27 protein-coding genes and 1 tRNA gene are annotated in these 25,778 nt (G+C 70.4%); 10 read left to right on the top strand and 18 right to left on the bottom strand.

Translation table 11 applies throughout. From position 1 onward, the window contains the following. Nucleotides 1–28: 28 nt before the first annotated feature. From grpE to AB0I06_RS05685, 3 genes are all read right to left on the bottom strand, one after another. Nucleotides 29–694 carry a nucleotide exchange factor GrpE gene (gene grpE / locus AB0I06_RS05695; RefSeq protein ID WP_363117449.1) on the bottom strand — a complete coding sequence of 222 codons (666 nt, stop codon included), beginning with the start codon at nt 692–694 and terminating at the stop codon, nt 29–31. Continuing rightward, nucleotides 691–2,547, bottom strand: coding sequence for a molecular chaperone DnaK (gene dnaK / locus AB0I06_RS05690; RefSeq protein WP_363117448.1), 1,857 nt, complete (start codon nt 2,545–2,547; stop codon nt 691–693). The genes grpE and dnaK overlap by 4 nt, the downstream gene beginning before the upstream one ends. A gap of 93 nt (nt 2,548–2,640) precedes the next feature. Beyond that, the gene (locus AB0I06_RS05685) at nt 2,641–3,660 is read right to left on the bottom strand and encodes an undecaprenyl/decaprenyl-phosphate alpha-N-acetylglucosaminyl 1-phosphate transferase (protein WP_363117447.1); all 1,020 of its coding nucleotides are present in this window, start codon (nt 3,658–3,660) and stop codon (nt 2,641–2,643) included. 253 nt (nt 3,661–3,913) lie between these two features. Here AB0I06_RS05685 and AB0I06_RS05680 point away from each other — a divergent pair, with 253 nt between their 5' ends. From AB0I06_RS05680 to AB0I06_RS05640, 9 genes are all read left to right on the top strand, one after another. Beyond that, a complete protein-coding gene (locus tag AB0I06_RS05680) occupies nt 3,914–6,232 on the top strand; it encodes a heterodisulfide reductase-related iron-sulfur binding cluster (RefSeq protein WP_363117446.1) in 2,319 nt (772 codons plus the stop codon). A 223-nt stretch (nt 6,233–6,455) separates the two neighbouring features. Continuing rightward, nucleotides 6,456–6,731 carry a hypothetical protein gene (locus AB0I06_RS05675; protein ID WP_363117445.1) on the top strand — a complete coding sequence of 92 codons (276 nt, stop codon included), beginning with the start codon at nt 6,456–6,458 and terminating at the stop codon, nt 6,729–6,731. 240 nt (nt 6,732–6,971) lie between these two features. Next, the gene (locus tag AB0I06_RS05670; RefSeq protein WP_363117444.1) at nt 6,972–7,559 is read left to right on the top strand and encodes a hypothetical protein; all 588 of its coding nucleotides are present in this window, start codon (nt 6,972–6,974) and stop codon (nt 7,557–7,559) included. 20 nt (nt 7,560–7,579) lie between these two features. Next, nucleotides 7,580–7,960, top strand: a complete 381-nt coding sequence (locus AB0I06_RS05665; RefSeq protein WP_363117443.1) for a hypothetical protein — start codon at nt 7,580–7,582, stop codon at nt 7,958–7,960. 357 nt (nt 7,961–8,317) lie between these two features. Continuing rightward, complete coding sequence (locus tag AB0I06_RS05660) at nt 8,318–9,721, top strand: FG-GAP repeat protein (protein ID WP_363117442.1); 1,404 nt, start codon at nt 8,318–8,320, stop codon at nt 9,719–9,721. Nucleotides 9,722–9,756: 35 nt separating this feature from the next. Beyond that, nucleotides 9,757–11,181 (top strand): hypothetical protein, encoded by a 1,425-nt coding sequence (locus AB0I06_RS05655; protein WP_363117441.1) that lies wholly within the window; start codon nt 9,757–9,759, stop codon nt 11,179–11,181. A gap of 92 nt (nt 11,182–11,273) precedes the next feature. Further along, nucleotides 11,274–12,725 carry an FG-GAP repeat protein gene (locus AB0I06_RS05650; RefSeq protein WP_363117440.1) on the top strand — a complete coding sequence of 484 codons (1,452 nt, stop codon included), beginning with the start codon at nt 11,274–11,276 and terminating at the stop codon, nt 12,723–12,725. Between the two features lie 19 nt (nt 12,726–12,744). Then, nucleotides 12,745–14,097, top strand: a complete 1,353-nt coding sequence (locus AB0I06_RS05645; protein ID WP_363117439.1) for an FG-GAP-like repeat-containing protein — start codon at nt 12,745–12,747, stop codon at nt 14,095–14,097. Nucleotides 14,098–14,210: 113 nt separating this feature from the next. Further along, nucleotides 14,211–15,221 carry a Yip1 family protein gene (locus AB0I06_RS05640; protein ID WP_363117438.1) on the top strand — a complete coding sequence of 337 codons (1,011 nt, stop codon included), beginning with the start codon at nt 14,211–14,213 and terminating at the stop codon, nt 15,219–15,221. A gap of 83 nt (nt 15,222–15,304) precedes the next feature. Here the strand turns inward: AB0I06_RS05640 and AB0I06_RS05635 are convergent, their stop codons facing one another. Together AB0I06_RS05635 and dcd are read right to left on the bottom strand one after the other, a co-directional pair. After that, entirely contained in the window at nt 15,305–15,817 is a 513-nt protein-coding gene (locus AB0I06_RS05635; protein WP_363117437.1) for a phosphoribosyltransferase, read from the bottom strand. A gap of 26 nt (nt 15,818–15,843) precedes the next feature. Next, nucleotides 15,844–16,419 carry a dCTP deaminase gene (gene dcd, locus AB0I06_RS05630; RefSeq protein WP_363117436.1) on the bottom strand — a complete coding sequence of 192 codons (576 nt, stop codon included), beginning with the start codon at nt 16,417–16,419 and terminating at the stop codon, nt 15,844–15,846. 530 nt (nt 16,420–16,949) lie between these two features. Between dcd and AB0I06_RS05625 the strand changes: the two genes are divergently transcribed. Next, a tRNA-Gly gene (locus AB0I06_RS05625) sits at nt 16,950–17,023 on the top strand. 79 nt (nt 17,024–17,102) lie between these two features. Here the strand turns inward: AB0I06_RS05625 and AB0I06_RS05620 are convergent. The 13 genes from AB0I06_RS05620 to AB0I06_RS05560 form a co-directional block, all read right to left on the bottom strand. Then, a complete protein-coding gene (locus AB0I06_RS05620) occupies nt 17,103–18,269 on the bottom strand; it encodes a tyrosine-type recombinase/integrase (protein WP_363117435.1) in 1,167 nt (388 codons plus the stop codon). Beyond that, nucleotides 18,269–18,481, bottom strand: a complete 213-nt coding sequence (locus AB0I06_RS05615; protein WP_363117434.1) for an excisionase family DNA-binding protein — start codon at nt 18,479–18,481, stop codon at nt 18,269–18,271. The genes AB0I06_RS05620 and AB0I06_RS05615 overlap by 1 nt, the downstream gene beginning before the upstream one ends. Next, on the bottom strand, nt 18,478–19,779 hold the full coding sequence (locus AB0I06_RS05610) for a replication initiator (RefSeq protein ID WP_363117433.1): 1,302 nt from the start codon (nt 19,777–19,779) through the stop codon (nt 18,478–18,480). The genes AB0I06_RS05615 and AB0I06_RS05610 overlap by 4 nt, the downstream gene beginning before the upstream one ends. Nucleotides 19,780–19,909: 130 nt before the next feature. Then, a complete protein-coding gene (locus AB0I06_RS05605) occupies nt 19,910–20,167 on the bottom strand; it encodes a SpdD protein (RefSeq protein ID WP_345660236.1) in 258 nt (85 codons plus the stop codon). 25 nt (nt 20,168–20,192) lie between these two features. Then, complete coding sequence (locus tag AB0I06_RS05600; RefSeq protein ID WP_030246370.1) at nt 20,193–20,387, bottom strand: hypothetical protein; 195 nt, start codon at nt 20,385–20,387, stop codon at nt 20,193–20,195. 9 nt (nt 20,388–20,396) lie between these two features. Beyond that, on the bottom strand, nt 20,397–20,588 hold the full coding sequence (locus AB0I06_RS05595; protein ID WP_363117432.1) for a mobile element transfer protein: 192 nt from the start codon (nt 20,586–20,588) through the stop codon (nt 20,397–20,399). After that, a complete protein-coding gene (locus tag AB0I06_RS05590) occupies nt 20,588–20,779 on the bottom strand; it encodes a hypothetical protein (RefSeq protein ID WP_363117431.1) in 192 nt (63 codons plus the stop codon). The genes AB0I06_RS05595 and AB0I06_RS05590 overlap by 1 nt, the downstream gene beginning before the upstream one ends. A gap of 18 nt (nt 20,780–20,797) precedes the next feature. Next, the gene (locus AB0I06_RS05585; protein ID WP_363117430.1) at nt 20,798–21,454 is read right to left on the bottom strand and encodes a DUF2637 domain-containing protein; all 657 of its coding nucleotides are present in this window, start codon (nt 21,452–21,454) and stop codon (nt 20,798–20,800) included. Nucleotides 21,455–21,534: 80 nt separating this feature from the next. Next, the gene (locus tag AB0I06_RS05580; RefSeq protein WP_363117429.1) at nt 21,535–22,908 is read right to left on the bottom strand and encodes an FtsK/SpoIIIE domain-containing protein; all 1,374 of its coding nucleotides are present in this window, start codon (nt 22,906–22,908) and stop codon (nt 21,535–21,537) included. A gap of 5 nt (nt 22,909–22,913) precedes the next feature. After that, the gene (locus AB0I06_RS05575) at nt 22,914–23,264 is read right to left on the bottom strand and encodes a hypothetical protein (RefSeq protein ID WP_363117428.1); all 351 of its coding nucleotides are present in this window, start codon (nt 23,262–23,264) and stop codon (nt 22,914–22,916) included. Between the two features lie 130 nt (nt 23,265–23,394). Continuing rightward, nucleotides 23,395–24,123 (bottom strand): GntR family transcriptional regulator, encoded by a 729-nt coding sequence (locus AB0I06_RS05570; protein WP_363117427.1) that lies wholly within the window; start codon nt 24,121–24,123, stop codon nt 23,395–23,397. Nucleotides 24,124–24,209: 86 nt separating this feature from the next. Further along, complete coding sequence (locus AB0I06_RS05565) at nt 24,210–24,650, bottom strand: ATP-binding protein (RefSeq protein WP_363117426.1); 441 nt, start codon at nt 24,648–24,650, stop codon at nt 24,210–24,212. 275 nt (nt 24,651–24,925) lie between these two features. Then, nucleotides 24,926–25,666 (bottom strand): GntR family transcriptional regulator, encoded by a 741-nt coding sequence (locus tag AB0I06_RS05560; protein WP_114254373.1) that lies wholly within the window; start codon nt 25,664–25,666, stop codon nt 24,926–24,928. Nucleotides 25,667–25,778 lie beyond the last annotated feature (112 nt).

Raw genomic sequence — 25,778 nt, 5'->3', positions numbered from 1 at the left:
ACGTCCCTCCTTCCCTTCGTCTATGACGTCAGCCCTCGTCCGGGCCACCGCTCTCCTTGTCGTCGGCGTCGGCGGACTCGTCCGCCTTGACCGTCTGCGCCCCCGGCTGGGGTTCGGCCACCGCCACCCGCGCGGGGCGGATGGTGCGCTCGCCGATCCGGTACCCGGGCTGCAGGATCGCGACGCACGTCGTCTCGGTGACGTCCGGTGCGTAGCTGTGCATCAGGGCTTCGTGGATCGTCGGGTCGAAGGGCTCGCCCTCCTTGCCGAACTGCTGCAGGCCCATCTTCGCCGCGGTGCTCTCCAGCGACTCGGCGACGGACTTGAAGCCGCCGACCAGTTCGCCGTGTTCGCGTGCGCGGCCGATGTCGTCGAGCACGGGCAGGAGCTCGGTCAGGAGGTTCGCGATGGCGATCTCCTTGACCGCGATCCGGTCACGCTCGACCCGGCGGCGGTAGTTCTGGAACTCGGCCTGGAGGCGCTGGAGGTCCGCCGTGCGCTCGTTGAGCGCCGAGCGGGCCTGGTCCAGCTGGGCCACCAGGGCCACGTCCTGGCCCGTGTCCCCGGCCGGGGCCGCCTCCTCCTCCGCGGAGGGGGTGGCGGCCTTCGGCTCGGCGTCGTCGGAGGTGGCGCCGGAAGGGACGTCGGGCTGCTGCGACTGCTGCTCGTCGAAGCCCGGGGTCTCCTCCGTCACGCGGCACCGTCCTTCCGGTCCTCGTCGACGATCTCGGCGTCGACGACGTCGTCGTCGGCGGGCTTGGCGCCACCGGCCGCACCGGCGTCACCGGCGGGGCCACCGGCGGCCTGGGCCGCGTTGGCGTCCGCGTACATGGCCTGGCCGAGCTTCTGGGAGACGGCCGCGACCTTCTCCGTGGCCGTGCGGATCTCGGTGGAGTCCTCGCCCTTGAGCTTCTCCTTCAGCTCGGCGACGGCTTCCTCGACCTCGGTCTTGATGTCGCCCGGGACCTTGTCCTCGTTGTCCTTGAGGAACTTCTCGGTCTGGTAGACGAGCTGCTCGCCCTGGTTGCGGGACTCGGCGGCCTCGCGGCGCTTGTGGTCCTCCTCCGCGTACTGCTCGGCCTCCTGGCGCATGCGGTCGACCTCGTCCTTCGGCAGCGAGGAGCCGCCGGTGACGGTCATCTTCTGCTCCTTGCCCGTGCCCAGGTCCTTGGCGGTCACGTGCATGATGCCGTTGGCGTCGATGTCGAAGGACACCTCGATCTGCGGGACGCCGCGGGGCGCCGGCGGCAGACCGGTCAGCTCGAACATCCCGAGCTTCTTGTTGTACGCCGCGATCTCGCGCTCGCCCTGGTAGACCTGGATCTGCACGGACGGCTGGTTGTCCTCGGCCGTGGTGAAGATCTCGGACCGCTTGGTCGGGATCGTGGTGTTGCGCTCGATGAGCTTGGTCATGATGCCGCCCTTGGTCTCGATGCCGAGGGACAGCGGGGTGACGTCGAGGAGCAGGACGTCCTTGACCTCGCCCTTGAGGACACCGGCCTGGAGGGCGGCGCCGATGGCGACGACCTCGTCCGGGTTGACGCCCTTGTTGGCGTCCTTGCCGCCGGTCAGCTCCTTGACGAGCTCGGCGACGGCCGGCATACGGGTCGAGCCGCCGACCAGGACGACGTGGTCGATCTCGCTGATGGAGATGCCGGCGTCCTTGATGACGTTGTGGAACGGCGTCTTGCAGCGCTCCAGCAGGTCCGCGGTCAGCTGCTGGAACTGGGCGCGGGTGAGCTTCTCGTCGAGGTGCAGGGGGCCCTCGGCGGAGGCGGTGATGTAGGGCAGGTTGATCGAGGTCTCGGTGGACGAGGACAGCTCGATCTTCGCCTTCTCGGCGGCCTCGCGCAGACGCTGCAGGGCCATCTTGTCCTTGCCCAGGTCCACGCCGTGGCCGGACTGGAACTGCTGGACGAGGTAGTCGACGACGCGCTGGTCCCAGTCGTCACCACCGAGGTGGTTGTCACCGTTGGTGGCCTTCACCTCGACGACGCCGTCGCCGATCTCCAGCAGCGAGACGTCGAACGTACCGCCACCGAGGTCGAAGACCAGGATGGTCTGGTCGTCCTTGTCGAGGCCGTACGCGAGCGCGGCCGCGGTCGGCTCGTTGACGATGCGCAGGACGTTCAGACCCGCGATCTCACCGGCCTCCTTGGTGGCCTGGCGCTCGGAGTCGTTGAAGTACGCCGGGACAGTGATGACCGCGTCGGTCACCTTCTCGCCCAGGTAGGCCTCGGCGTCCCGCTTCAGCTTCTGGAGCACGAAGGCGCTGATCTGCTGCGGGTTGAAGGGCTTCCCGTCGAGCTCGATCTTCCAGTCGGTGCCCATGTGCCGCTTGACCGACCGAATGGTCCGGTCCACGTTGGTGACCGCCTGACGCTTGGCCACCTCTCCGACGAGCACCTCACCGTTCTTGGCGAAGGCGACGACGGACGGCGTGGTCCTGGCGCCCTCGGCGTTGGTGATGACGGTGGGCTCGCCGCCCTCCAGAACGCTGACGACGGAGTTAGTCGTGCCCAGGTCGATGCCGACCGCACGTGCCATTGTGATTCCTCCAGCTGACTTGAGTGGAACGGACTCAAGTGTGCACGACGGCCCCCGACCGGTCAACAGAGCTGAGTCGGGCAGACTCAACTCTTATCCGTTCCTTACACGCAATGGCGCTCTGACCTGCGGCGATACCCTGCGTCGAGGTCCGTACACAGGGACACGCGAAAGAGCGAACACCACGACCAGCGCCCCGCCCGCCACCCACCACAGGGAACCGGCCCCGATCCGGCCGGCATGCGCGAGTACCCCGACGAGCATCCCGGACAACGCCCCGGTCCCCAGCAGCAGACTCGCCCCCGGCGCGGTGAGCCCGAGCCTGCGCAACCGGTGCGCGAGATGGTCGGGACCGCTGCGCAGCACCCCCCGCCCGGCCAGCCGCCGCGTGGCCAGTACGAGGACGGCGTCGGCGGCGGCCACGGCGGTCAGCGCGAACAGCACCCCGGCGCTCTCCGCGACCCCGAGCCCGGCCCGGGCGTACACCGCGCCCACGGCGATCACGAACCCCGCGGCCATGGACCCGCAACTGCCCAACGCCACGCGCGCGGGGTGCCAGTTGTGCAGCAGGAAACCGGTCAGGGCGGCGGCCAGCACGCTCACCAGGCCGGCGATCGAGTCCATCACCTCGACGGCCGCGCAGGCCGCCACCCCGAAGGCGGCGACGACCCCGCTCGTGCCCGCCAGCCCGTCGGCGTGATCGAGCCCGCGCAGCCCGAACACCACCGCCACCACCCACGCGACGGCCAGCAGCCCGGTGCCCACCCCGGTGTCCTCGTACGGCACGACACACGCCGCCGCCACGCCGGTACCGGCGGCCAGCACCCGGCGCCGCAGCCGCCACACGTCGTCGACGAGCCCGAGCAGGGCGACGGCACCCGCGGCGAGGAGGATCCCCCGCGTCCCGTCGGCCGGGGGCGCGAGCTCCCACCACTGCCCCGCCCCCACGACCAGCCCCGTGACAAGCACGACGGCCACGCCCCCGGACAGCGGCACGTCCCGCTGCCGGCGCCGCTCGACCAGCCGCAGCCGCAGGGCGGGTGCCCGCAGGGCGGCGGCGAGCAGGGCGGTGAGGAGGAGGGCGGTGGCGGCGGCGGTGATCCCGTAGAGCACGGATATAAGGTAGGCGCGATTATGACAATTCGGTATGAATAACACGACGGGATCGCGACGGGATCTCGACGGGGATCGGTCCGTTTCTGAGGCAACCCTCAGCGATTCAGATCACTGCCCACCCGGCTACAGTGCGGCGGAGGATGAGGGTAGTCTCAGACGGACTGCATAAGTTACCGCTTAGTAATTTCGGGGAAGCCTGCAAAACGACAGGTCACCCCGACGAAACCCCTCGCAGGCCCGAGGAGCCCCCATGCAACTCGCCGCGATCATCGTGTCGCTGGTTCTGACCGTGGTCGGCGTCGCGCTGCTCGCACGCGCGATCGGCCAGTTCGTCCGGTACTTCAAGCTGGGCCAGCCGGTCCCGGCCGGTACCCGGACCGACAACCCCTACCAGCGCAGCGTGACCCTGGTGAAGGAGTTCCTCGGCCACACGCGCATGAACCGGTGGGGCATCGTCGGTGTCGCCCACTGGTTCGTCGCCGTGGGCTTCCTGACCCTCCCGCCGACCCTGGCCCAGGCCTTCGGGCAGCTGTTCCAGGCCGACTGGGTGCTGCCGGTCGTCGGTGAGTTCCTGCCGTTCGAGCTGTACATCGAGTTCATCGGCGTGATGACGATCCTGGGCATCGCGGTGCTCATCGCGATCCGCCTGCTGAACCTGCCGAGCCGCCCGGGCCGCAAGTCCCGCTTCGCGGGCTCCAAGGCCGGCCAGGCCTACTTCGTCGAGTACGTCATCCTCACCATCGGCCTGGCGATCTACGTCCTGCGGGGCCTGGAGGGCGCGCTCCACCACGTCGACCACTACGAGGCCTCCTACTTCGCCTCGTACCCGCTGGTCCTCGCCTTCAAGGGCCTGTCGGTCACGGCGCTGCAGAACCTGGTCTACCTGGTCGCCATGATCAAGATCGGCACCTCGTTCATCTGGATGATCGTGGTGTCGCTCAACACCAACATGGGTGTGGCCTGGCACCGCTTCCTGGCGTTCCCGAACATCTGGTTCAAGCGCGAGTCGAGCGGCGGCACCGCCCTCGGCGCGCTCCAGCCGATGACCTCGGGCGGCAAGCCGATCGACTTCGCCGACCCGGGCGACGACGACGTCTTCGGCGTCTCCCAGGTCGAGCAGTTCTCCTGGAAGGGCCTGCTGGACTTCTCCACCTGCACCGAGTGCGGCCGCTGCCAGTCGCAGTGCCCCGCCTGGAACACGGGCAAGCCCCTCTCCCCCAAGCTGCTGATCATGTCCCTGCGCGACCACGCGCACGCCAAGGCGCCGTACCTGCTGGCCGGCGGCGGCAAGACGATGGAGGGCGAGGAGAAGGCCTCCGAGGAGCAGCTGAGGGACGTCCCCGCGGCCGCCCTGGCCGAGGCCGAGCGCCCCCTGGTCGGCACGCTGGAGGACAACGGCGTCATCGACCCGGACGTGCTGTGGTCCTGCACGACCTGCGGTGCCTGCGTCGAGCAGTGCCCGGTGGACATCGAGCACGTCGACCACATCGTCGACATGCGCCGCTACCAGGTGATGATCGAGTCGTCCTTCCCGTCCGAGGCGGGCACGATGCTCAAGAACCTGGAGAAGAAGGGCAACCCCTGGGGCCTGGCGAAGAAGCAGCGCCTGGAGTGGCTCAAGGAGGTCGACTTCGAGGTCCCGGTCGTCGGCAAGGACATCGAGGACCTGTCCGAGGTCGAGTACCTGTACTGGGTCGGCTGCGCGGGCGCGCTCGAGGACCGCGCGAAGAAGACCACGAAGGCCTTCGCCGAGCTGCTCCACATCGCGGGCGTCAAGTTCGCGATCATGGGCGGCGACGAGAAGTGCACCGGTGACTCCGCCCGGCGCCTGGGCAACGAGCCCCTGTTCCAGGAGCTCGGCATGGAGAACGTCATGGCGCTGAACATGGCGTTCGGCGAGGAGATGGACGACGAGGGCAAGGTGACGCCCGAGTCGGCGAAGCCGAAGTCGTCGAAGAAGATCGTCGCGACCTGCCCGCACTGCCTCAACACCCTCGGCAACGAGTATCCGCAGCTCGGCGGCGACTACGAGGTCATCCACCACACGCAGCTGCTCCAGCACCTGGTGGACGAGGGCAAGCTGATCCCGGTCACGCCGGTCGAGGGCATCATCACCTACCACGACCCGTGCTACCTGGGCCGCCACAACAAGATCTACACACCGCCGCGCGAGATCATCGCCGCCGTCCCCGGAGTCCGCAACGAGGAGATGCACCGCCACAAGGAGCGCGGCTTCTGCTGCGGCGCCGGTGGTGCGCGGATGTGGATGGAGGAGCGGATCGGCAAGCGCATCAACAACGAGCGCGTCGACGAGGCCCTCTCGGTCAACCCGGACATCGTCTCCACGGCCTGCCCCTTCTGCCTGGTCATGCTGACGGACTCCGTCAACGGCAAGAAGAACGACGGCAAGGCGAAGGAGTCCATCCAGGTCGTGGACGTCGCCCAGCTCCTGCTGGACTCGGTCAAGACGCCGGTCCAGGCGGAAGCCGAGCCCGGCGGCGACGACGGCGAGCCGCCGGCGGGCACGGCGGACTCGGCGAACGCACCGGAGCCGGAGCCGGTGAAGTAGGCGAACCTCCCGCAAGCCGCCCTCGACGCCCCCTGCCCCGAGCCATCGGGCAGGGGGCGCCGCCGTTCCCGAGGCCTCGCGTCCCCGCGTCCCGCGTCCCGGCCTCCCGGCCTTACGTCCTTGCGGCCTCGCGCCCTCGCGTCCCTGCGGCCTTGCGTCGTCCCGTCCCTGCGGCCTGCCCCTGACCCTGGGCGGGCGGTACCACCACCCCGGCATCGCCCTGGTGTATCTCGCCGTGTACCTGGTGGTGCGCTTCGGGCAGTCCGGGCTGTACGTCCTCATGCGGCCGGACATGACGGCCCGGCAGCGCTGGCGGTCCTGGTTGGTCGGCACCCCGGCCTCGGTGTTCATGAACGTCGTGCTGCTGTGCCCGACCCGCTACTGGGCCCTGTTCAAGCTGCGTGACAACGCCTGGCAGTCGCGGGGGCTGACGGCGAAGACGGCGCTGCCCCGGCCGGGCTCGGCGGAGGCAGGCGAAACAGCGGGACTCGCCCTGTAGCAGCGCTAGTTCAGTTTTGAAGGTTCCATCGGTGCTGCGCCTGGGATCGGATGGTTATCAGGGCGTGACATCCGCATAATTACCGGGACATCAAGGCCGGAATCATGGCTTCCGTCACAGCCCGTCCGATCTCGGTCTGCTTCTGTTGATCTCGACCACACCCGCACGCGCGTCTCTCCCGCCTTGCCAGGGCGGGCAGTTGCGCGTGCGCGCACCACCCTTGAGAAACAACGGGGACAGATGTTCACCAGAACGACCGACCGGACCCTCTTCACGCGCGGCACCGCCATGCTCGTATCCGCCCTCACCGCGGGCGCGATCTTCACCGCGAGCACCGGCGCGCACGCGGCCGAGGCCACCCCGCGCACCACCACTCCGGTCTCCGCCGGCATCACCACTCCGGTCTCCGCCGGCATCACCGCACCCGCCGCCGTCGCCCACTCCGACGACGACGCCGATGACGCCCAGTGGGAAGCCCTGCTCAACTCGATGCTGTCCGTGCCCGAGGACGTGCTGGCGCAGGGGGACGAGGCGACCGCCGCCTACCTCAAGCAGCAGCAGACCCGGAAGCCGGGGCAGCCCCTGGTCGGCTTCGGATGGCCCAGCTTCGGCTGCATGGGCGCCGTCGCCGTCGCCATCGGGACCAACCTGCTGCCCGCCGCGAAGATGGTGAAGATCGTGAAGGTGGCGAAGCGCGTCGGGGTCAAGCGGATCGTGAGCGCGATCAAGGCCATCCGCAAGGGCAAGGGACACACACTCGCCAACGACCTCCAGTGGGTCGGCGCCCAGCTCCTGGGACTCGAAGGCGTCAAGGCAGCCTGCCACTAGCAGCGATCGGAGGCATCTACATGCTGGCAGCGAACATCGTCTTCGCCTGCGAGACCCTGCTGGTCGTCACGGGCATCGTCTGGATGCTCGCCGTCGTCCGCACCGGGGCGAGGGTCGCCGGGGCCGAGCGTCCACGCCTGGGCCTCATCCAGCCCACCGGAGAACTGCTCACCGCCGCTGCGCTCAGCCTCGGCGCGGGGTGGGCCGTCACCCGCCACGCCGTACCCAACCTGCTGGCGCTCGCCGTTCTCGGCATCGCGCTGCCGGCCATGGCCGGCATGGCGCTGGCGCTGATCATCCGCCAGGAGGAGTCACCGCTGCGCAGCGCCCGCGGCTGGCCGGTTCTGCTCGTGCCCGTCGTCGGAGGCGCGACCGCCGGTCTGGCACCTCACCTGTTCTGAGCACACAGCAGCCGCGTTCTCCGGGCACAGAGCAGCCGTGTCCGGCGGGGCGTCGTCCCGCCGGACCCGGCGAGGCGCGGCCGGGTGGCAGGAATCCCAGGGGCGGAGGGGTCTCCTCTCCGGCGTGGCCATCCCCGGTCCGGACCCCGGGAGCTCGCACGACCACCGCGTCCCGCCGGCGGCAACCCGCAAATTAACCGAACTCACGTACAACCCTTACGTCCCTCCGCAGGTCTCTTGATCGCCGACCGGCCGTGAACCCCCGGACAACTCCCGGCGAACACGGACGGCCCGGCCCTCCACCGACTGTGGATGTCCGCCAGACATCCCCCGCATGCAGACCTCCGGAGCCCCGCCTTGCGCAAGCGCACCCTCCTGCTGGCCGCCGCCCTCACCACCGGCCTCCTCTCCGCCACCCCGGCCACCGCCGCCCCGTCCGGTCTCGCCGGGGACTTCAACGGCGACGGCTACCGGGACGTCGCGACCGGCGCCGCGTGCACCACCGTCGGCTCGGCCTCCTGCGCCGGTGCCGTCGTCGTGCTGTACGGCTCGGCGTCCGGTGTGTCGGCCACCCGCAAAGCCGTGATCACCCAGAACTCCACGGGCGTGCCCGGCACCGCCGAGTCGGGCGACCTGTTCGGTGCCTCCCTGGCCGCCGGCGACCTGGACCGGGACGGCTACTCCGACCTGGTCGTCGGCGCCACCGGCGAGAGCGTCGGCGACCGGGACAGCGTCGGCTCCGGCACGGTCCTGTGGGGCAGCAAGTCCGGCCTGGCCGGCGGCAAGGGCCTGCCTCAGCCGAGCACGCTCGCCGAGTACGGCGGCTTCTCCCAGGGCATCGCGACCGGCGACTTCGACGGCGACGGCGACCTCGACGTCACGCTCACCGGCCAGAGCCACACCCGCCTCTACCAGGGCCCCTTCACCAAGACCGGCGGTCCGCTGACCCACTCCCGCGTCGGTGAACTCGGCACCACGTACGAGGTGATCGCGGGCGACCTCACCGGCGACGGCGCGGCCGAGCGCGTCTACCCCTTCACCGTCGACGGCGACTCGGGCGGCGAGATCCTCTACTTCCGCTGGAACGGCACGACGCACAAGATGGCCGAGCTGCCGAACGCCGACGGCACCCAGGGCGCGATCGGCGACATCAACGGCGACGGCTACGGCGACCTCGTCCTCGGCGACTCCGGCGACCCGTACGAGCTCAAGCCCGGCGGCCACCTGGGCGGCCAGATCACCGTCTGGTACGGCGGCCCGAACGGCCCCGACCCGGCGCAGCAGCCGGGCGTCGTCCACCAGGACACGGAGGGCGTGCCGGGCGCGGGCGAACCGGACGACGGTTTCGGCACGTCCGTGAGCACCGGCGACATCAACGGCGACGGATACGCCGACGTCGCGGTCGCCGCCCCGGGCGAGGACCTCGGCTCGGCGAAGAACGCCGGCTCGGTGACCGTGCTGTTCGGCTCCGCGTCGGGGCTGAAGACCAGTGGCGTGAAGTCGTACACCCAGGACACCGCCGGGGTGCCCGGCTCCGCCGAGTCCTGGGACCAGTTCGGTTCCGCGGTCGACCTGACCGACGTGACGAAGGACGGCAAGGCGGACCTGTCCGTCGGCGTCGACGGCGAGAACTCCACGGGCGGCCTGTGGTTCCTGCGCGGCTCCGCCTCCGGCCTGACCACCAGCGGCGCGCAGGGCATCACCACCAGCGCCATCGCCCTCACGTCAGGCCTCTACTTCGGTTCCCACATCGCCCAGTGACGCCCCGTCGACCCTCCCGTGAGGCACGTACCCCCATGCGCACCCGTATCGCTTCCACCGTCCTCGCCGCGGCCCTGACCCCGCTCGCGCTCTCCCTGTCCGTCCCGGCCGCGCACGCCGCGCCGGCCGCCGCCCCCTACGACTTCAACGGCGACGGCCGCACCGACCTCGCGATCGGCGCGCCGGGTGCCACGGTCGCCGGGCAGGCGCGGGCGGGTGCCGTGGCGGTCGTCTACGGCAGCACGAGCGGCCCGAGGACCTCCACCCGGACGCTGCTGACGCAGAACACGGCCGGGATGCCGGGCGCCGCCGAGGCCGACGACGCCTTCGGTTCCGCCCTCGCCTCCGCCGACCTGAACACCGACGGCTACGCCGACCTGCTCATCGGCACCCCCGGCGAGGACGGCAGCGACAACAACGACGGCACGGTCACCATCGTCTGGGGCTCGGCGTCCGGCCTGTCCGGCGCCCGTTCGCTGTTCAGCTTCTTCAGCACCGACTACGACCGCTACGGCCAGGCCCTGGCGGCGGGCGACTTCGACGCCGACGGGGACGTGGACGTCGCGGTCGGCTCCACCGGGCCCGTCACCCTCTCCCTCGTGAACGGCCCGATCACCAAGACCGGTGCGCCCAACGGTGGTTCGGGCTCGAGCAACGACTGGTGGTCGTCCTCGAACGGCATCACCCACCTCTCCTCCGGCGACGTCACCGGCGACGGCCATCCCCGCGTGGTCCTGCACGGGCGCGCCGCGCACGACGGCACCGCCACCACCGCTCTCGCCGAGATGAAGATCAGCAACTACACCGACTGGCTTCAGAGGCTGCCCGCCGGGTTCGTCTCCGCCATCGGCGACATCGACGGCGACGGCCACGCCGACATCGCCGTGGGCAACGACCGGGAGACGTCCGCCGACCCGGGGGGCGCCCTCGGCGGCAAGGTCACCGTCGTCTACGGCGGCCCCGAGGGCCCCGACCCGGACCGGGCCCCGCTCGCCCTCACCCAGGACACCGCCGGTGTGCCCGGAGCCTCGGAGAAGGGCGACCGCTTCGGCAGCGACGTCTCGCTCGGCGACGTCAACGGCGACGGATACGCCGACCTGGCGATCGGCACCGCGGGCGAGAACGGCTCCGCCGGCGCCGTCACCGTGCTGTACGGCTCGGCGTCCGGCCTGACCACCAAGGGCGCGACGTCGTACACGCAGAACACGACGGGTGTCCCCGGCACCTCGGAGACCGGCGACCGGTTCGGCGAGCGCGTCACGCTCAACGACCACACCGGCGACCGCCGCGCCGACCTGTCCGTCTCCGCACCGGGCGAGAACGCCGGCGACGGCGCCGTCTGGTCCCTGCGCTCCACGGCGACCGGCCCGACGGCCACCGGCTCGATCTCCTTCGGCCCGGGCACGACCGGCATCTCCACGGCCGGCACCCCCGGCTACGGCACCGCGCTCAACTCCTGACCACACCACCTCTTCCGAGCCGGTCCTCAACGCCCCACAACCGGCGAACAGTTGACGACCGGCGACTACTTGACGACCCGACGGGGATCCTGATGCGCAAGCGCACCCTCCTCCTGGCCACGGCAATCACCACCGGCCTGCTCACGGCCCTGCCCACGACGGCGGCCACCGCCGCGCCCGCCGCCCCCGGCCCGACCGCCGACTTCAACGGCGACGGCTACGGCGACATCGCCTTCGCCGCCCCGTACGCCAAGGTCGACGGCCAGGGCGCGGCCGGCTACGTCGCCGTGGTCCACGGCGGCCCCACCGGCCTCGACCCGGCCGAGCACACCGTCGTCAGCCAGAACACCGACGGGGTGCCCGGGGCCGCCGGCGCCGATGACACCTTCGGCCACGCGCTCGCCACGGCCGACCTCAACGGCGACGGCTACACCGACCTCGCGGTCGGCGCTCCCGGCGACCGCGACGGCACCGACACCGACGGCGGCACCGTCACCGTCCTGTGGGGCTCGGCGAGCGGCCTGCGGAACGGCACGACGGTCAAGGACCCGGCCGTCTCCGCCCACAACAACTGGGGCAACCTGCTGACCGCGGGCGACTTCGACGGCGACGGCAAGGCGGACCTGGCCGTCGGCACCGACACCGACGACGTCCACATCGTCCGCGGCCCCTTCACCACCACCGGCACCACGGGCGCCACGCGGAAGATCTCCACCCCCGAGCCGGCGTGGATCGTCGACGCCCTGGGCGCGGGTGACACGAACGCCGACGGCAGGTCGGACCTGGTCCTCACCTACCGGGTCTTCACCAGCGGGGAGGAGGCGAGCAGCTGGTCCAAGGGCGTCGCCTACCTCGGCTCCCCCACCGGCCCGGACACCTCGGCCCCCCGCGCGCTGAACGGCGGCACCACCCTCGCCTTCGGCGACATCGACGGCGACGGCTATGACGAGATCGCCCTCGGCAACGTCTTCAGCAAGACGAGCGACCACACCGGCAGCCTCGGCGGCAAGGTCGTCGTCATCCGCGGCTCCGAGGGCGGCCCGGTCAACGGCGACGCGCCCATGGCCCAGCTCACCCAGGACTCCGAGGGCGTCCCCGGCGCCGACGAGGCGAACGACGGCTTCGGCGGTTCCGTGTCCATCGGTGACACCGACGGCGACGGCTACGGCGACCTCGCCATCGGCGTCCCCTTCGAGGACCTCGGCACCACCGAGGACGCCGGCGCCGCGATCCTCATGAACGGCTCGGCCACCGGTCTCTCGCGCACCGGCGCCCGCAGCGTCACCCAGAACACCACGGGCGTCCCGGGCACCGCCGAGGCCACGGACTACTTCGGCTCGGACGCCCTTCTGGCCGACGTCACCCAGGACGGCCACGCCGAGTTCACCGTCACCGCCGGTTTCGAGGACGAGGGCATCGGCGCGATCACGGCCCTGCGCGGCTCGGCCGCCGGCCCCGTCACCGACGGCGCCCGCACCTTCGGCCCCGGCAGCCTCGGCCAGACCCGCGCCTACGGCGCCTTCGGCACCGGCCTCACCGGCTGACGAGAACCAGGAGACCCCCATGCGCAGATCCACCACGACCGCCCTGGTCGCCGCCCTGCTGGCGACCGGCCTCACCCCCGTGCTGCTCACCGGCCCCGCCGCCGCGGCGCCGGCCAAGCACTACGACGACTTCAACGGCGACGGCCGCCGCGACCTCGCCTACGGCGGCTACAACGACGTCGACCGCGAGGGCGGCACGATCACCGTCGTGTACGGCACCGCCTCCGGCCTGGACACCGCCCACCCGAAGTTCCTCCACCAGGACAGCCCGGACGTCCCCGGCTCCGGCGAGGAGGACGACCAGTTCGGCGCGTCCCTCGCGAGCGCCGACCTCAACAAGGACGGCTACGCGGACCTCGTCGTCGGCAACCCCACCGAGCACGTGGGCCGCGACGACTACCGCGGGACGGTCACCGTCCTGTGGGGCTCGAAGGCCGGCCTGTCGGGCGGCACCAGCATCGCCCCCGTCGGCGGCGCGGTCGGCCACTTCGGCCGCGACCTGGCGACCGGCGACTTCACCGGCGACGGCTCCCCCGACCTGGCCGTGATCGGCGGCGAGGAGGCGTGGCTGTACCGCGGCCCCTTCACCAAGTCGGGCACCACCGGCCGGGTCAGCAAGATCGACAAGAGCTCGGGCGGCTGGTACTCCACCGCCCTCGGAGCCGGAAAGGTCGACGGGGACGGCAAGACCGACCTGGTGGTGATCGGCACGGAGATCGACGACAGCCGGATCCGCGAGCGCGCCTGGTACCTCAAGGGCACCTCCTCCGGCCTCACCTCGGGCCCGTCCAAGACCCTCAGCGACCGGCAGGAGGGCCTGTACCCGAGCCCCGTGATCGGCGACTTCGACAAGAACGGCTACGGCGACATCGCCCTGGGCGTGCCCGACAAGGACAACGGCAAGGGCGCGGTCACGATCTGGCGGGGCACCTCGTCGGGCCCGGGCACGTCGGTCACCCTCACCCAGGCCACCTCGGGCGTCTCCGGCAGCCCGGAGGCCGAGGACAACTTCGGCTACGCGATCTCGGCCGCCGACACCAACGGCGACGGCTACGCGGACCTCGCGGTCGGCGTCCCGCACGAGGACGTCGCGGGCGACCAGGACCAGGGCGGGGTGCACGTCTTCCGCGGCGGCTCCGGCGGCCTCGGCGGCGCGCGCTCCTCGTGGATCGCCCAGACGGTGCTCGGCCCCGCCGACTCCGACGCCGCCTTCGGCTACACCCTCCGCCTGCGCGACCTGACCGGCGACGGCAAGGCCGACCTGGCCGTCGGCGCGGCGAACGGGGCGCTGCTCATGCCGGGCACGGGCACGGTCCCGACCAAGACCGGCGCGATCGCCCTGCCGGAGGTCGGCGGCGGCTTCGCCGACTGACCGGCCCGGAGGAACCGGCCCGGCTCCGGCCGGGCCGGGCTGAGCCCGGGGCGCTACCCGTACGGCCGAACCCTGACACCCCACGGGCCCCCCAAGTCCCGGTCCCTTAAGGGATGTCACAGCTCGGCCGCAAAGCCGGGCCCGGAACCCCGGGCCCGGCACGCCACCGCGCGGGACCAGGTACGTTCGAAGACGTGGCTGGATTCAGGATCGGACGCGGCCGTGACAACGGCGCTCCTCAGACGCGACCGCACAACCCTTCGTACGGGCAGCAGACGCCGCAGGGGCCGTCGTACGGCTACCCGCCGGCGCCCCAGCCGTACCCGCAGCAGCCGCCGCACGGCAGCGGCGGCGGCCCGGCGTGGCCGCAGCCGCACGCCGGGCAGGGCGGCGGCTACGGCGGCCAGGGCGAGCCGGAGTACTTCGGCGACGGCGCGTACCCGCCCGGCCCGCAGGGCCCGCCCGACCCGTACGCGGCGAACAACCCGGGCCACACCCAGGCCTTCTCCGTCGGCGAGGACCCCTACACCCAGGGCGACACCTACCGCGCCGGCTCGGCCGCCCCGCCGCCCGGCCCCATCGGCCCGCGCCTGCACTGGAAGGCCCTGCTGCGGGGGATCGTCCTGGCCCCCAACCAGACGTTCCTCCGGATGCGGGACTACTCGATGTGGGGCCCGGCCCTCGTCGTCACGTTCCTCTACGGCCTGCTCGCCGTCTTCGGCTTCGACGGCGCCCGCGAGGATGCGATAAACGCCACACTGTCGAACGCGGTGCCGATCGTCCTGACGACGGCCGTGGCGATGGTGCTGAGCGCCTTCGTCCTGGGCGTCGTCACCCACACCCTGGCCCGCCAGCTCGGCGGCGACGGCGCCTGGCAGCCCACGGTCGGCCTGTCCATGCTGATCATGTCCCTCACGGACGCGCCCCGCCTGGTCTTCGCGATGTTCGCGGGCGGCGACGCGATGTTCGTCCAGCTGCTGGGCTGGGCCACCTGGATCGCGGGCGGCGCACTGCTGACCCTCATGGTCGGCCGCTCGCACGACCTGCCCTGGCCGAAGGCGCTCGGCGCGTCGGCGATCCAGCTGATCGCGCTGCTGTCGATCGTGAAGCTGGGCACGGTCTGAGGTAGACGCCTTGAGAACGAGAGGGGCTCCCCGGCGCGGGGAGCCCCTCTCGTTCTCAGGCGTTCAGGCGCGCTCAGGCCCTCTCACGCGTCGAGCACCTGGCCGGACCGCCGGACCACGGGCGGTTCGACACTCCACGGGAAGTTGATCCAGTCGTCGGTCCGCTTCCAGACGTACTCGCACTTCACCAGTGACTGCGACTTCTCGTAGACGACGGCGCTGCGCACCTCGGCGACAGTGTCGAGGCAGAAGTCACGCACCAGCTTGAGCGTCTTACCGGTGTCGGCGACGTCGTCGGTGATCAGCACCTTCTTCCGCGAGAAGTCGATCACGTTGGGGACGGGCGCGAGCATGACGGGCATCTCGAGGGTCGTCCCCACACCGGTGTAGAACTCCACGTTGACCAGGTGGATGTTCTTGCAGTCGAGGGCGTAGGCGAGCCCGCCGGCCACGAAGACGCCGCCGCGGGCGATGCTGAGGACTATGTCCGGCTCGTAGCCGTCGTCGGCGATGGCCTGCGCGAGCTCGCGCACGGCGACGCCGAACTTCTCGTAGGTCAGGTTCTCCCGCACGCCGCCCGTGCTCGTGTCACTCATGTCCGGGTCGCTCATCTCCGGGTCGCTCACACCTGGGTCCGGTGGAAGTTGAGGAAGGACCGGGAGGCGGTCGGACCGCGCTGCCCCTGGTACCGGGACCCGTAGCGCTCGCTGCCGTAGGGGAAGTCCGCGGGCGAGGTGAGCCGGAACATGCACAGCTGCCCGATCTTCATGCCCGGCCAGAGCTTGATGGGCAGGGTGGCGAGGTTGGACAGCTCCAGGGTGACGTGCCCGCTGAAGCCGGGGTCGATGAAGCCGGCGGTGGAGTGCGTCACGAGGCCCAGCCGCCCGAGCGAGCTCTTGCCCTCCAGCCGGGAGGCGAGGTCGTCGGGCAGGGTGATGACCTCGTAGGTGCTGGCGAGCACGAACTCGCCGGGGTGCAGGATGAACGGCTCGTCGCCCTCCGGCTCCACGAGCCGGGTCAGGTCGGCCTGCTCGATGGCGGGGTCGATGTGGGGGTACCGGTGGTTCTCGAACACCCGGAAGTAGCGGTCCAGCCGCACATCGATGCTCGACGGCTGCACCATCGCGTCGTCATACGGATCGATCCGCACCCGCCCGGCGTCGATCTCGGCCCGGATGTCCTTGTCAGAGAGAAGCACGCCCCGAGGATACGCAAGGCGCGCGGAGCGACCACAACCGGACGTCTCCGCGCGCCTTGTGCCGGTTGCCCAGCCCTTTGTCCGTTACCGCTGGTCCTGCTACTGCTTCTGATAGCTGACGGGCACCACGCTCCGGAGCCGCGCACATCGCGGACACCGAAGCAGCCGCCCAGGGCCGAGCCGCTCGGCCTGCTGCATCGGGAACGAAGCGGTGCTGAACACGTGCCCATCGGCACAACGGACGACGGTGCGCTCCATCAAGTCCAAGAGTCCCTTCCCCAAGAGCCGCGTCTGGCTGCTGCTTGCCTGACGACAAAAGCCACAGTACGGGATCAAAGGGACGGCCCTCCAGGCGGCACTCCGGTCCCGCCCGGCCCCTCTCACGCTCCTCCACCGTACGCCCCAACTCCGTTCCCCCGCAGCCGCATCCCACGCCTGAAACACCCTCAGGCCCCATGGCACGAACGCCGGGGGCCTGAGATGAGGTAGAGTGAGCGAGCATTCGACACCGACTGCGGTCGGCGTCTTACGCGGGTGTAGTTTAATGGTAGAACATCAGCTTCCCAAGCTGAGAGCGCGAGTTCGATTCTCGTCACCCGCTCCATGCGAAACCCCCAGGTCAGAGACCCGGGGGTTCTTTGTTGTCTAGACCGGTGGCCCGGTCGCGCACCATAACCGCACCATTAGCTCTCGGCAGCCTCCTCGCAGTGGTGCGAAGGGTCGTCCGTGTGGCACTTAGCACGCTCGGCGCGCACCAGGTCGTCGAGCCCGGCGGCCACCTCCCGCTGCCGCTCCTCGTCGGAGTGCTGGTAGATCAGCGCGGCCTTCTCCGAGGACTGCCCGGCACGCACCATCGTGTCCTTGAGGGTGGCGCCTGAGCGGGTCGACAGGGTGTGCCCGGTGTGACGGAGGTCGTAGAAGCGGAAGCCGTCCGGGAGGCCGGCGACCGTGCGAGCGCGGCGCCACTTCCGACCGAAGGAGGTACGCCGGAAAGGCGCGCCCTTCTCCCCAACGAAGACCAGACCATCCGGCCCCTTCTCGGCGTACCAAGCAAGGTGTCGCTTCACCTCCTTGTGGAGGAAGGCCGGGAGGACGACCGTGCGAACGCCCGCGTCTGACTTGGTCTCGCCGGGGGCGCGCCTGCCGTTCGTCCGCTCGGGCTCGGCCACGCGGACGCGGATGACGACGTTGTCCAGGTCGACGTCTCGGCGGCGAAGGCCTGCCAGCTCCTCAGGTCGCATCGGACCGTACGCGCCCAGGTAGACCATGAGGCGCCAGCGGATGCCGATGGCGTCGGCGAGAGCATCGACCTGGGCAACGGTGGCGATACGCCGTTCGGCGGCCGACTCTTTGCCCGCGCCCTTGATCCGGCACGGATTGCGGCTGATCAGGTCGTCGTCGTCGGCCGTCTCCAGGATGGCCTTGAGGAGGCGGTACGCCTTGGCTACGGCAGTCTTGGCCCCGGTGGAGCGGAGTCGCTCCGCACGCCACTCGCGGACACGGGGAGCGGTGATCTCGTCCAGGTCGAGCCGGCCGAAGGTCGGGAGGATGTACAGGCGCAGGAGGTGCTTGTACAGGTCGTCGGTGCGGACGGACAGCTCACGCTCTTCGACCCACTTCTCGGCGTACACGCGGAAGTTGACGGCTCCGGCATCAGGGGCGCGCCAGTCCCCGCGGCTGAGGTCGGCCTCTACCTGGGACAGCCAGATTTCGGCGTCCTTCTTGGTGTCGAAGGTCTCGTCCGCACGAATGCGCTCCCCGTTGGGCCCGAGGTACGACGCACTCCAGCGTCCGGACCTGTACTGCCGCACCGCACCGAAGCGGCGACGCCTCCCCTTCTTGTTCGCCATCAGGCAGCCCTCCGAAGAGTGGCGCGACGAGGCTTGATCGGCTCGACGGTCCTGGCCCGAACGAACTCCTCGATGGCACTCTCCGGGATACGCACATGCCGGCCGACCTTCACGTACCGGATGCGCCGCTCCTCGATGAGTCGCCGGGGGAAGCGGGGAGTCGTGCCGAGCAGTTCGGCGACCTGGTCGACGGACAGGTAGCGGTCGTTCATGTGGTGGGCTCTCCTTCCGTTCCGGGGGCGGGTTCAAGGGATGCGGCCAGCCATTGCTCACCAGCGCTGAGGCCGGTTCCGGCAAAGACCCAGTGGGCGAGGACGAGCGTGGTTTCGCCGTCCTGGGGAGCGGCCGTAGCGGCTTGGGCACGGCGCCATTCGGCGCGGGCGTCGCGGAGGGCGCCGAGGGTGGTGGAGTAGCGGCGGGACTTGGTGGAGAAGTGGCCGCGGAAGCCGAGCATGTGGGCCCAGGCACGTAAGCGGAGGTGTTCGAGGTCCTTGCGGGCGCCAAGGGTCCAGGCCGTTCGGATCATGCGGCGGGCGTGGTCGGTGATCCGGGCCTGTGCCAGTTCGGCGAGGAAGCGGATCGGCCGGTCCAGGGTGCCGGTCGCTGTCTCGGCGCCTTTGGTGGCGTACTTGGCGATGTACGCGGCTACGGCCCGTTCGGTCAGCTCCTGGCCGCCGTCGAAGTCGGCGGAGCGGATGGTGCGTACGTCGAGTTGGCGGCCGAAGGTGAAGGTGTGGGCGCGGCCGTCGACGTTGGGCCCGTTGACATGGGTGGCGGTGGCTGCGGCATGGATGGCGTCGGTCAGCAGTTCGGCGGACGCCCAGGCCGGAGGTGCCGTGTCGCCGCCCTCCGGGCCGTCGAGTCGGATGACCGCGTGGAAGTGGACGGCGCCCCGCTTCTGGTACTCGGCGACCTTGGCGAAGGAGACGCGTGCGTGGTCACGAAAGGCCCGTTGGGTGAGTCCGGCGCGCTTGGCGATCTCACGGCGCAGGTAGATCGAGAAGCGCCGCCAGAGGGCCCCGGCGTGGGCGTTCCAGAGCACGGCCGCTTCGTAGTCGTACGTGTCCGGATCGAGGGGCGTGCCGAGGGCCGGGTCTGTGTCGTCGTGCCGGGTACCGCAGCGGCAGGGCCGCCCGCTGGAGGGGCGGTTGTGGACCGGGCCGAAGCTCGGTGCGGTGAGGGTGGCGAAGACGCGTGGGTGTGTGCCGACCTGGTCGGCGGTGTCCTTGCCGCCACGGAGTCCGGCGGTGATCAGGTGGAAGGTGTCTCGGCGGTAGACCTCCGCGCAGGCCGCGCAGCGGGTGGCACGGCGGTTGTTGCAGCGGACGAGGAGGCTTCCGGCGGGCAGGGAGGACGAGTCGAGGTGGTGGAGGACGCGCCCGATCTCTCCGGTTGTCCGGTCGACGGCGTACTCGGTGCGGTGGCCGTCGAGGCGCACGGGGTCCGTGCAGCCGCCCAGGCCGGAGAGTTGGCGGGCCAGCTCGGGCAGGGTGCCGAGGGAGGCCAGCATGGAGAGTTCCGCCAGCGGGGGCGGAGTCTGCCGGGTGATGATGGGTCTTCCTTTCGGCTGTTTCGGCGGTTGGGAGGGACGGCCCCGGGGCGGCGGGATGCTTGGCGGCGTTTGCCGCCCCGGCGGCCGGTCAGCGCCTGTTGGCGCCGGTGATGAGGGAGCGCAGGACCACGGCGGCGATGGCCACGGACACGGCCGAGACGGCGACCGCCGCCAGGAGCGCGGTGAGGACGACGCCGACGACGACCACGGCAGCGACCGCACCGGCGCCGACCCCCACGAACGGGGCGACCGAGCGGCCAGCGGAGGGAGCCGGGGCGTGATCCTGCGGGATGTGGGTGGTGATGCTCGGGACGTGCGGGGTGTCGGGCAGCTTGGGGCGGAACATCGCGGGACTCCTTGTCAGTCGGGTGTCATTCGTGGGTGCCGTTGACGACGTCGACCCCGGAGCGGGTGCCGGACTCGATGGCCGGGGCGAGGATGGTGTGCGAGAGCCAGAAGCCGAACAGCGCGATCACGACCGCGACCCAGAGGCGGATGCCGAGGAACTTGATCGCGGCCCAGGCGATGACGCCCAGGACGAAGACGAGCGGCAGCGAGACGGTCACGGGAGCTCCTCAGCGGACGCGGCAGCGGTGGGTACGCGCGGCCAGCTCGACGGCGGCGCGGCTGTCGTAGTCGGTGGAGAAGCCGCAGCGCGGAGCCGTGCAGGCGGCGGTGTGCTTCTCGCGGCCCCGGCTGTCGTAGTAGGTGCCGACCTGGACGGGGCCGATGCGGACGACGCGGCGGAAGCGGCGATTGGCGGACATCAGGGCATCTCCTTGTCGGTCTCGCCGGTGAAGTCGGCGACGTGGTCGGCCAGCCAGCGCAAGATCTCGTCGCCCTCGTAGCTGTCGGCGGCGAGGATCACCGGTTCGGCGATCAGCACGGCTTCGGTCAGGCGGTTCTGTCGGGTCAGCTCTGCGGCGCGCTTCAGCGCACGGAGCGTGGACGGGCGCAAGGGGGAAAGTCCTCCGGGTCAGGTGAGTTGGGTGGTGATGGCTTCGGCGAGCGGCATCGGGACACCGAGCCGGGCACGAAGGGTCGAGGTGTCGATGTCGGTCCCGGTCCGGGCGCGGTGTTCGTCGGCGACCTTGCGGGCGAGGGTGACGAGCGCGGGCGGTACCGAGGGCGGAGGCGGTGACGCCGACTCCGGTGCAGTGGCAGGCAGTTCGGGCGCAGCCATGGGCTGCTCGACGTCCGCAGTGATCGGTTCCGGCGCCTGTGCCGTCGAAGGTGGCTCCGGTGCCGTCACCGGGTCCGTGCCGGGATTCGTTGCTCCGTGAGCGAGCAGCGTGCCGCCCAGGAAGGCGACCGCAGGCCAACCGGCGACGAGGATGCGGAGCCAGGCCGGTACGTTCTCCAGGTCGAGCAGACCGGCGGTGGCGACGTTGGCGCCGAGGGACGCTGTCAGCGCGACGAGGAACCAGCACCACCCGGCGGTTTTCGACTCACCGGAGCGCAGGCGCCGCCAGGCCGCCACCAACAGCAGGTCGACGGAGACCGGGTAAGCCCACGCCTTCCAGCCGTCCTGTCCGGCGGCGAGCGCCAGGTCATGCAGGTGAGCGAAGGACAGCGCGGCGGCGATCACCGCTTGAACGAGCACGGCGTCCACACGGACGGGCAGGGCGCGCACGGCCACTCCTTCCAGTTCCGGGCATGGGTGGGGTAGGGACTTGGCGCGGGACGGCCGCGCCGACCGTGGCAGCGGGTCGGTTACTCGGTGATCGGCCGAGAAGTGGCCAGAGGGCCGGACTCCTTCACCGGCACGGGAGGGGCGTAGGGCCGGAACGGCACGAGCGCCGGAACGTCCGGGGCGAGGTGTGCCGTCTCGCGGCAGGTGGCCGCAGCGTCGGCGAGGGACAGGTGAGGGGTGCGGATGCGGGACCAGCCGCCGGATGTGTCGCCGACGACGGCGAGGCCGGGCAACTCGGCCGCTATGGCGCAGGAGGCCTGAACAGCCTCGGGGGCGATGTCAGCGAGCGCCATCTTTGCGGACGCCTCGTCGTTCACCCGGTGGCAGACACGGCCGGTGAGCTGAGCCCGGAGCATGGTCGCTCCCTTGCCCAGCTCGGCCCCGAAGCGCTGCCCGCACACCTCCAGATAGATGCCGGCCGCACGGCCAAGCTGGGCGAGCCGGATGAGCTGGGTGACCATCTCGTCCCGCCGCTCTTCCTCCTTCCTGGTCGCGACGAGGAAGAGTTCTGCCACCTCGTCGACGAACAGCACGATGGGAGCCGGACGTTCGTCCTCCGGCAGGCCCCAGACGTCCGAGGTGATCAGCTCATCCGGGGTGCCAGGCGCGATGCCCTGCCTTGCCTTGATCAGGTCGTATCGGTCCTCCATTTCCTTGACGAGCACGGGCAGCAGCTCGGACGCCTGCTCCGGGTCGGTCGCCAGCGCAGAGAGCCGGGGAGCGAACGGCGCCAGCTCCACCCCGCGCTTGCAGTCGATCCCGACCAGGACCACCGGCTGAGCGGCCAGCCCGGCAAGCAGGTTCCGCAGGAACATGGACTTGCCGGACAGCGTGGCACCGAGCACGAGTTCGTGAGGTACGGCCCGGTAGTCCCGCACGAAGGCGGTCGCGTCCTCCCGCAGAGCCACCGGCACGCGGAGCGGACCGGCGTCGGTCCGGCGGGGCATCCGCACCTTGCGCAGGACGTCGAAGCCGACGAGCCGCAGTTCCACGACACCGGGCTTGACGTCCCGCACGTACACGGCGTGAACGCCCCACGCATGCCGGAGTCGTTCGGCCGAGGCCGCCACGTCCGCCGGTTCCTGGCCCGGAGCCAGCCGCAGCCGGAGCCGCAGACCGGTCGAGGTGGGCCGGATCATGCCCCGGCGGGGAGGCACGGGCCGGACCTCACGGCGAGTCGTGGCCTTGACGGCCAGGGCCCGCCACCGGGGCGGCTCGACCGTCAGGCCGCACGCGTCCATGGTGGAGGTGTAGGAGGCCAGCAGCCGGGCCACCGAAACGGGCAGCCCGACCGTGGACCAGTACGCCGCCGGATGGGCATGCCGGGCGTAGGCCGCGCCGCTTATGGCAGCGAGCGCCCCGCCCAGCTCGGCCCACGTCACCAGGTCGGTCAAGACGATCAGCCCGCCTGCTCCATCGGAAAGGCGCCGGGAGTAACGGCGGTCGCCCGGTAGGCGATGCCATGCCGCTGCTGCCCGTTGAACACGCTCTCCCAAGGCCGGGCGATGAGCCCCGGCAGCGAGACCGGGGCCCCGACGGTCAGGCCGTCCGTCACACCGCTCTCGGGGACGGTGACCTGAAGCAGCGACGACTCACCCTCGTCGATGTAGACGACGCCGACCGTCATCAGCGCCTCACCACTCACGGCGTCCTTCGCGATCTCACCGGTCTGCCGGTCTCGCACCTTCGGCGCCGGCGCTTCGGTGAGCAGGATCGTGGCCGCCGAAGCGTCAATACGGATCACACGCACAGATTTCTCCTCTTGAGTCGATCAACCTGCCTGACAAGTTGACTTAGCAAGTTCGAAGCTAGGGATGCCAAGTTGACTTGTCAAGTGCGAATCGAGGTGGAGTGGGCGGCGAACGTGCCGCCCATCGGGCTCAGTTCAGACGGTAGGTGTCTTCCAGTTCCTGCCGGTCGGCGGGAAGCAGCACGTCGGAGACTTGCAGCGCCTGCCCTGAAGCGTCACACGCGACGACCAGGACACTGAGGACCGGAACCCCCTCAGGGAGATTCAGAAGCTCCGCTTCGGAGGGCTCCGGCAGACGTGCCGAAACCCGTTCCGTCACATGGTCGAAGCGGACCTTTTTGCGCGTCTCCAGGTGTGCGCGGGTGCCACCTGCCAGCGCGTCGGCGCTCTCCAGTTCCGTACCTTCGACCAGGCCGGCGGGGAAGTAGGACGACACCAGCTCCACCGGTTCGCCATCCTCCTCCGCCAGGAACCGGCGCATGAGAATCCTGGCCCGCTTGGGCAGCCCGAGGACGGATGCGACTCGCGCCGGAACGGGGACGTAACCGACTTCGACCAACCGGCCCGCCGCTTGCGACTCATCGCGCGTGAGCGTCTCACTCCCCCGGCGGTCCTTCTGCTCGACGACAGCCGGGCGGCCTCGCACGATCGTGCCGAACCCCTGTCGGGACTCCAGCCAGCCATCACGCTTCAGCAGTTCCAGCGCCCGCACGACGGTGGGGCGGGACATCCCGAAGGACTGCACCAACCGGTTCTCGCTGGGCACCCGAGTGCCAGGCGGGTACGTGCCGTCCTCGATGCGACGCTGGATCGTCTGTGCGAGGCGCACGTACTTTGGTGGCTCCACTTCATACGCCATAAACGCCGCCCGTCGAGATTGGCCAAGTCAACTGGTCAACCATACTAGCGAATCTTCGATTATCGAAATAGAAGCGGAGCGAACTCTTACCTTCCGGGCCAGGCATCGGCCACCACGAAGGAGACGACGGTTCCGCCGAAGCGGCTCGGTGCGGCGTGCCACGACTCGGCCAGCGAATCGACCAGGAGCAGTCCACGCCCATGGGAGTCGTTGGCGTCGGGATGCCTCAGCCGCACGTTCGCCGGAAAGCCGGGGTTGTGCACGTCGACCCGGAGCGAGGACCCCTCACGGAACCACTCAACCCGTACGAGCCAGGGTTCGTCCGACCGGCCGTAAGCGATGGCGTTGGTGACCAGCTCCGAGATCATCAGCACGCAGTCGTCGACGGAGCAGGCTGGGTTGTACGGGGCGATGAACTTGCGGAACCAGCGCCGAGCCCGCGGCACAGACTCAGCGAAGGGGTGCAAGGTCATCGCACCGAGACGCGGTGATTCCTCGGACGGGTAGCGGTCGATCATGTAGGCCATGGGTGCTCACTTCCTGCCGCTGCCGTCGCAGTCGAGGCAGCGCCGCTTCGATGTGGCGCGGGCGCGGTCGGCAGCGGTGGCAAGCGCCAGGGTCGTACGCGAGCCGACGCGCTTCCAACCGCGCCCCCGGCAACCCCGGCAAGGTAAGTGCGTGCCCTGATCCGGCCGCTGACTCGTCACACCGCGCCCCCTCCCAGTGAAGTGGCCTTAGCCACTTTCTGGATAGTGGCATTAGCCACTTGGCTGACGCAAGCGATTCGCCGCAACTGGACCCCTCAGGTGAGGGGGTAGCCCTGCTCGAACGCCCACCGATGCGGCGGGTAGGTAGCCTCAGCGAACTCCAACGGCCGGTCCTGGAGGTCGAAGACGACATGGTGCACGATCAGCACAGCCGAGCCGGCGGCAAGTTGAAGGTCCTCGGCCTCTTCCTCCGTCGCCTCCCGCGCGCACATGCGATCTTCCGCGTAACTCCCCTGCCGGCCGGTCATGTTCTCGACGTACAGCAGCGTGCCCTCTTGGATGCGCTCCGGCTCCAGCAGTTTCGGCGCGCGTTGACCGACATCCGGAGCGAACCACGAGGTGGACAGCGTGATCGGCCCGTCCTGGTTGTTGGTCACCCGCCGCCGGTGCACAGCACGGCGATCCTTGACCAGGCCCAGCGCCTCAGCCACGTGGTCCGGCGCCTCCAGCCAACCGGCAGAGGTGATCACGGCGTACTCGCCAGGTGTATAGATCTTCCCGGTCTGCCGAGCCCGCCCGTACAACTCACGAGCCCGCCGGTTGACTTCGAGACTCCGCACGTACGTGCCCGACCCCTGACGCTTCTCGACGAGCCCTTGATGGCTCAGCGCCTCCAACGACCGTGCGGCCGTGGGCCGGGACACCTTCCAGTCCGCCGCCAACTGCCGCTCCGACGGCACCTCGTCCCCCGGTCGCAGGTCACCCCGAAGAATCTGATCACGGATGTAGTGCGCGATCTGGAGATACTTCGGCTGAGCCTCCTCGATCTGCGGCATCAGTCCTCCTCACCCAAGGCGACCCCCAGGCGAGTAGGCGGGCACCCCGCTACCGAGCTGAGGCCCGCTTCTCGATACAAGTGGCTATGGCCTCTAGCCACTATAGGGTGAG

This window comes from Streptomyces sp. NPDC050674 (assembly GCF_040654575.1).
Taxonomy (GTDB): Bacteria; Actinomycetota; Actinomycetes; order Streptomycetales; family Streptomycetaceae; genus Streptomyces.
Note: the sequence above shows the minus strand (reverse complement) of the source record. Positions and strands in the feature narration are given on the sequence as shown.

Coding starts and splice junctions, on each gene's coding strand:
- dnaK (WP_363117448.1), bottom strand. CDS start 2,547: ATGGCACGTGCGGTCGGCATCGACCTGGGCACGACTAACTCCGTCGTC.
- AB0I06_RS05680 (WP_363117446.1), top strand. CDS start 3,914: ATGCAACTCGCCGCGATCATCGTGTCGCTGGTTCTGACCGTGGTCGGC.
- AB0I06_RS05670 (WP_363117444.1), top strand. CDS start 6,972: ATGTTCACCAGAACGACCGACCGGACCCTCTTCACGCGCGGCACCGCC.
- AB0I06_RS05665 (WP_363117443.1), top strand. CDS start 7,580: ATGCTGGCAGCGAACATCGTCTTCGCCTGCGAGACCCTGCTGGTCGTC.
- AB0I06_RS05655 (WP_363117441.1), top strand. CDS start 9,757: ATGCGCACCCGTATCGCTTCCACCGTCCTCGCCGCGGCCCTGACCCCG.
- AB0I06_RS05650 (WP_363117440.1), top strand. CDS start 11,274: ATGCGCAAGCGCACCCTCCTCCTGGCCACGGCAATCACCACCGGCCTG.
- AB0I06_RS05645 (WP_363117439.1), top strand. CDS start 12,745: ATGCGCAGATCCACCACGACCGCCCTGGTCGCCGCCCTGCTGGCGACC.
- AB0I06_RS05640 (WP_363117438.1), top strand. CDS start 14,211: ATGTCACAGCTCGGCCGCAAAGCCGGGCCCGGAACCCCGGGCCCGGCA.
- AB0I06_RS05635 (WP_363117437.1), bottom strand. CDS start 15,817: ATGAGTGACACGAGCACGGGCGGCGTGCGGGAGAACCTGACCTACGAG.
- AB0I06_RS05620 (WP_363117435.1), bottom strand. CDS start 18,269: ATGGCGAACAAGAAGGGGAGGCGTCGCCGCTTCGGTGCGGTGCGGCAG.
- AB0I06_RS05615 (WP_363117434.1), bottom strand. CDS start 18,481: ATGAACGACCGCTACCTGTCCGTCGACCAGGTCGCCGAACTGCTCGGC.
- AB0I06_RS05610 (WP_363117433.1), bottom strand. CDS start 19,779: ATGCTGGCCTCCCTCGGCACCCTGCCCGAGCTGGCCCGCCAACTCTCC.
- AB0I06_RS05605 (WP_345660236.1), bottom strand. CDS start 20,167: ATGTTCCGCCCCAAGCTGCCCGACACCCCGCACGTCCCGAGCATCACC.
- AB0I06_RS05595 (WP_363117432.1), bottom strand. CDS start 20,588: ATGTCCGCCAATCGCCGCTTCCGCCGCGTCGTCCGCATCGGCCCCGTC.
- AB0I06_RS05570 (WP_363117427.1), bottom strand. CDS start 24,123: ATGGCGTATGAAGTGGAGCCACCAAAGTACGTGCGCCTCGCACAGACG.
- AB0I06_RS05565 (WP_363117426.1), bottom strand. CDS start 24,650: ATGGCCTACATGATCGACCGCTACCCGTCCGAGGAATCACCGCGTCTC.
- AB0I06_RS05560 (WP_114254373.1), bottom strand. CDS start 25,666: ATGCCGCAGATCGAGGAGGCTCAGCCGAAGTATCTCCAGATCGCGCAC.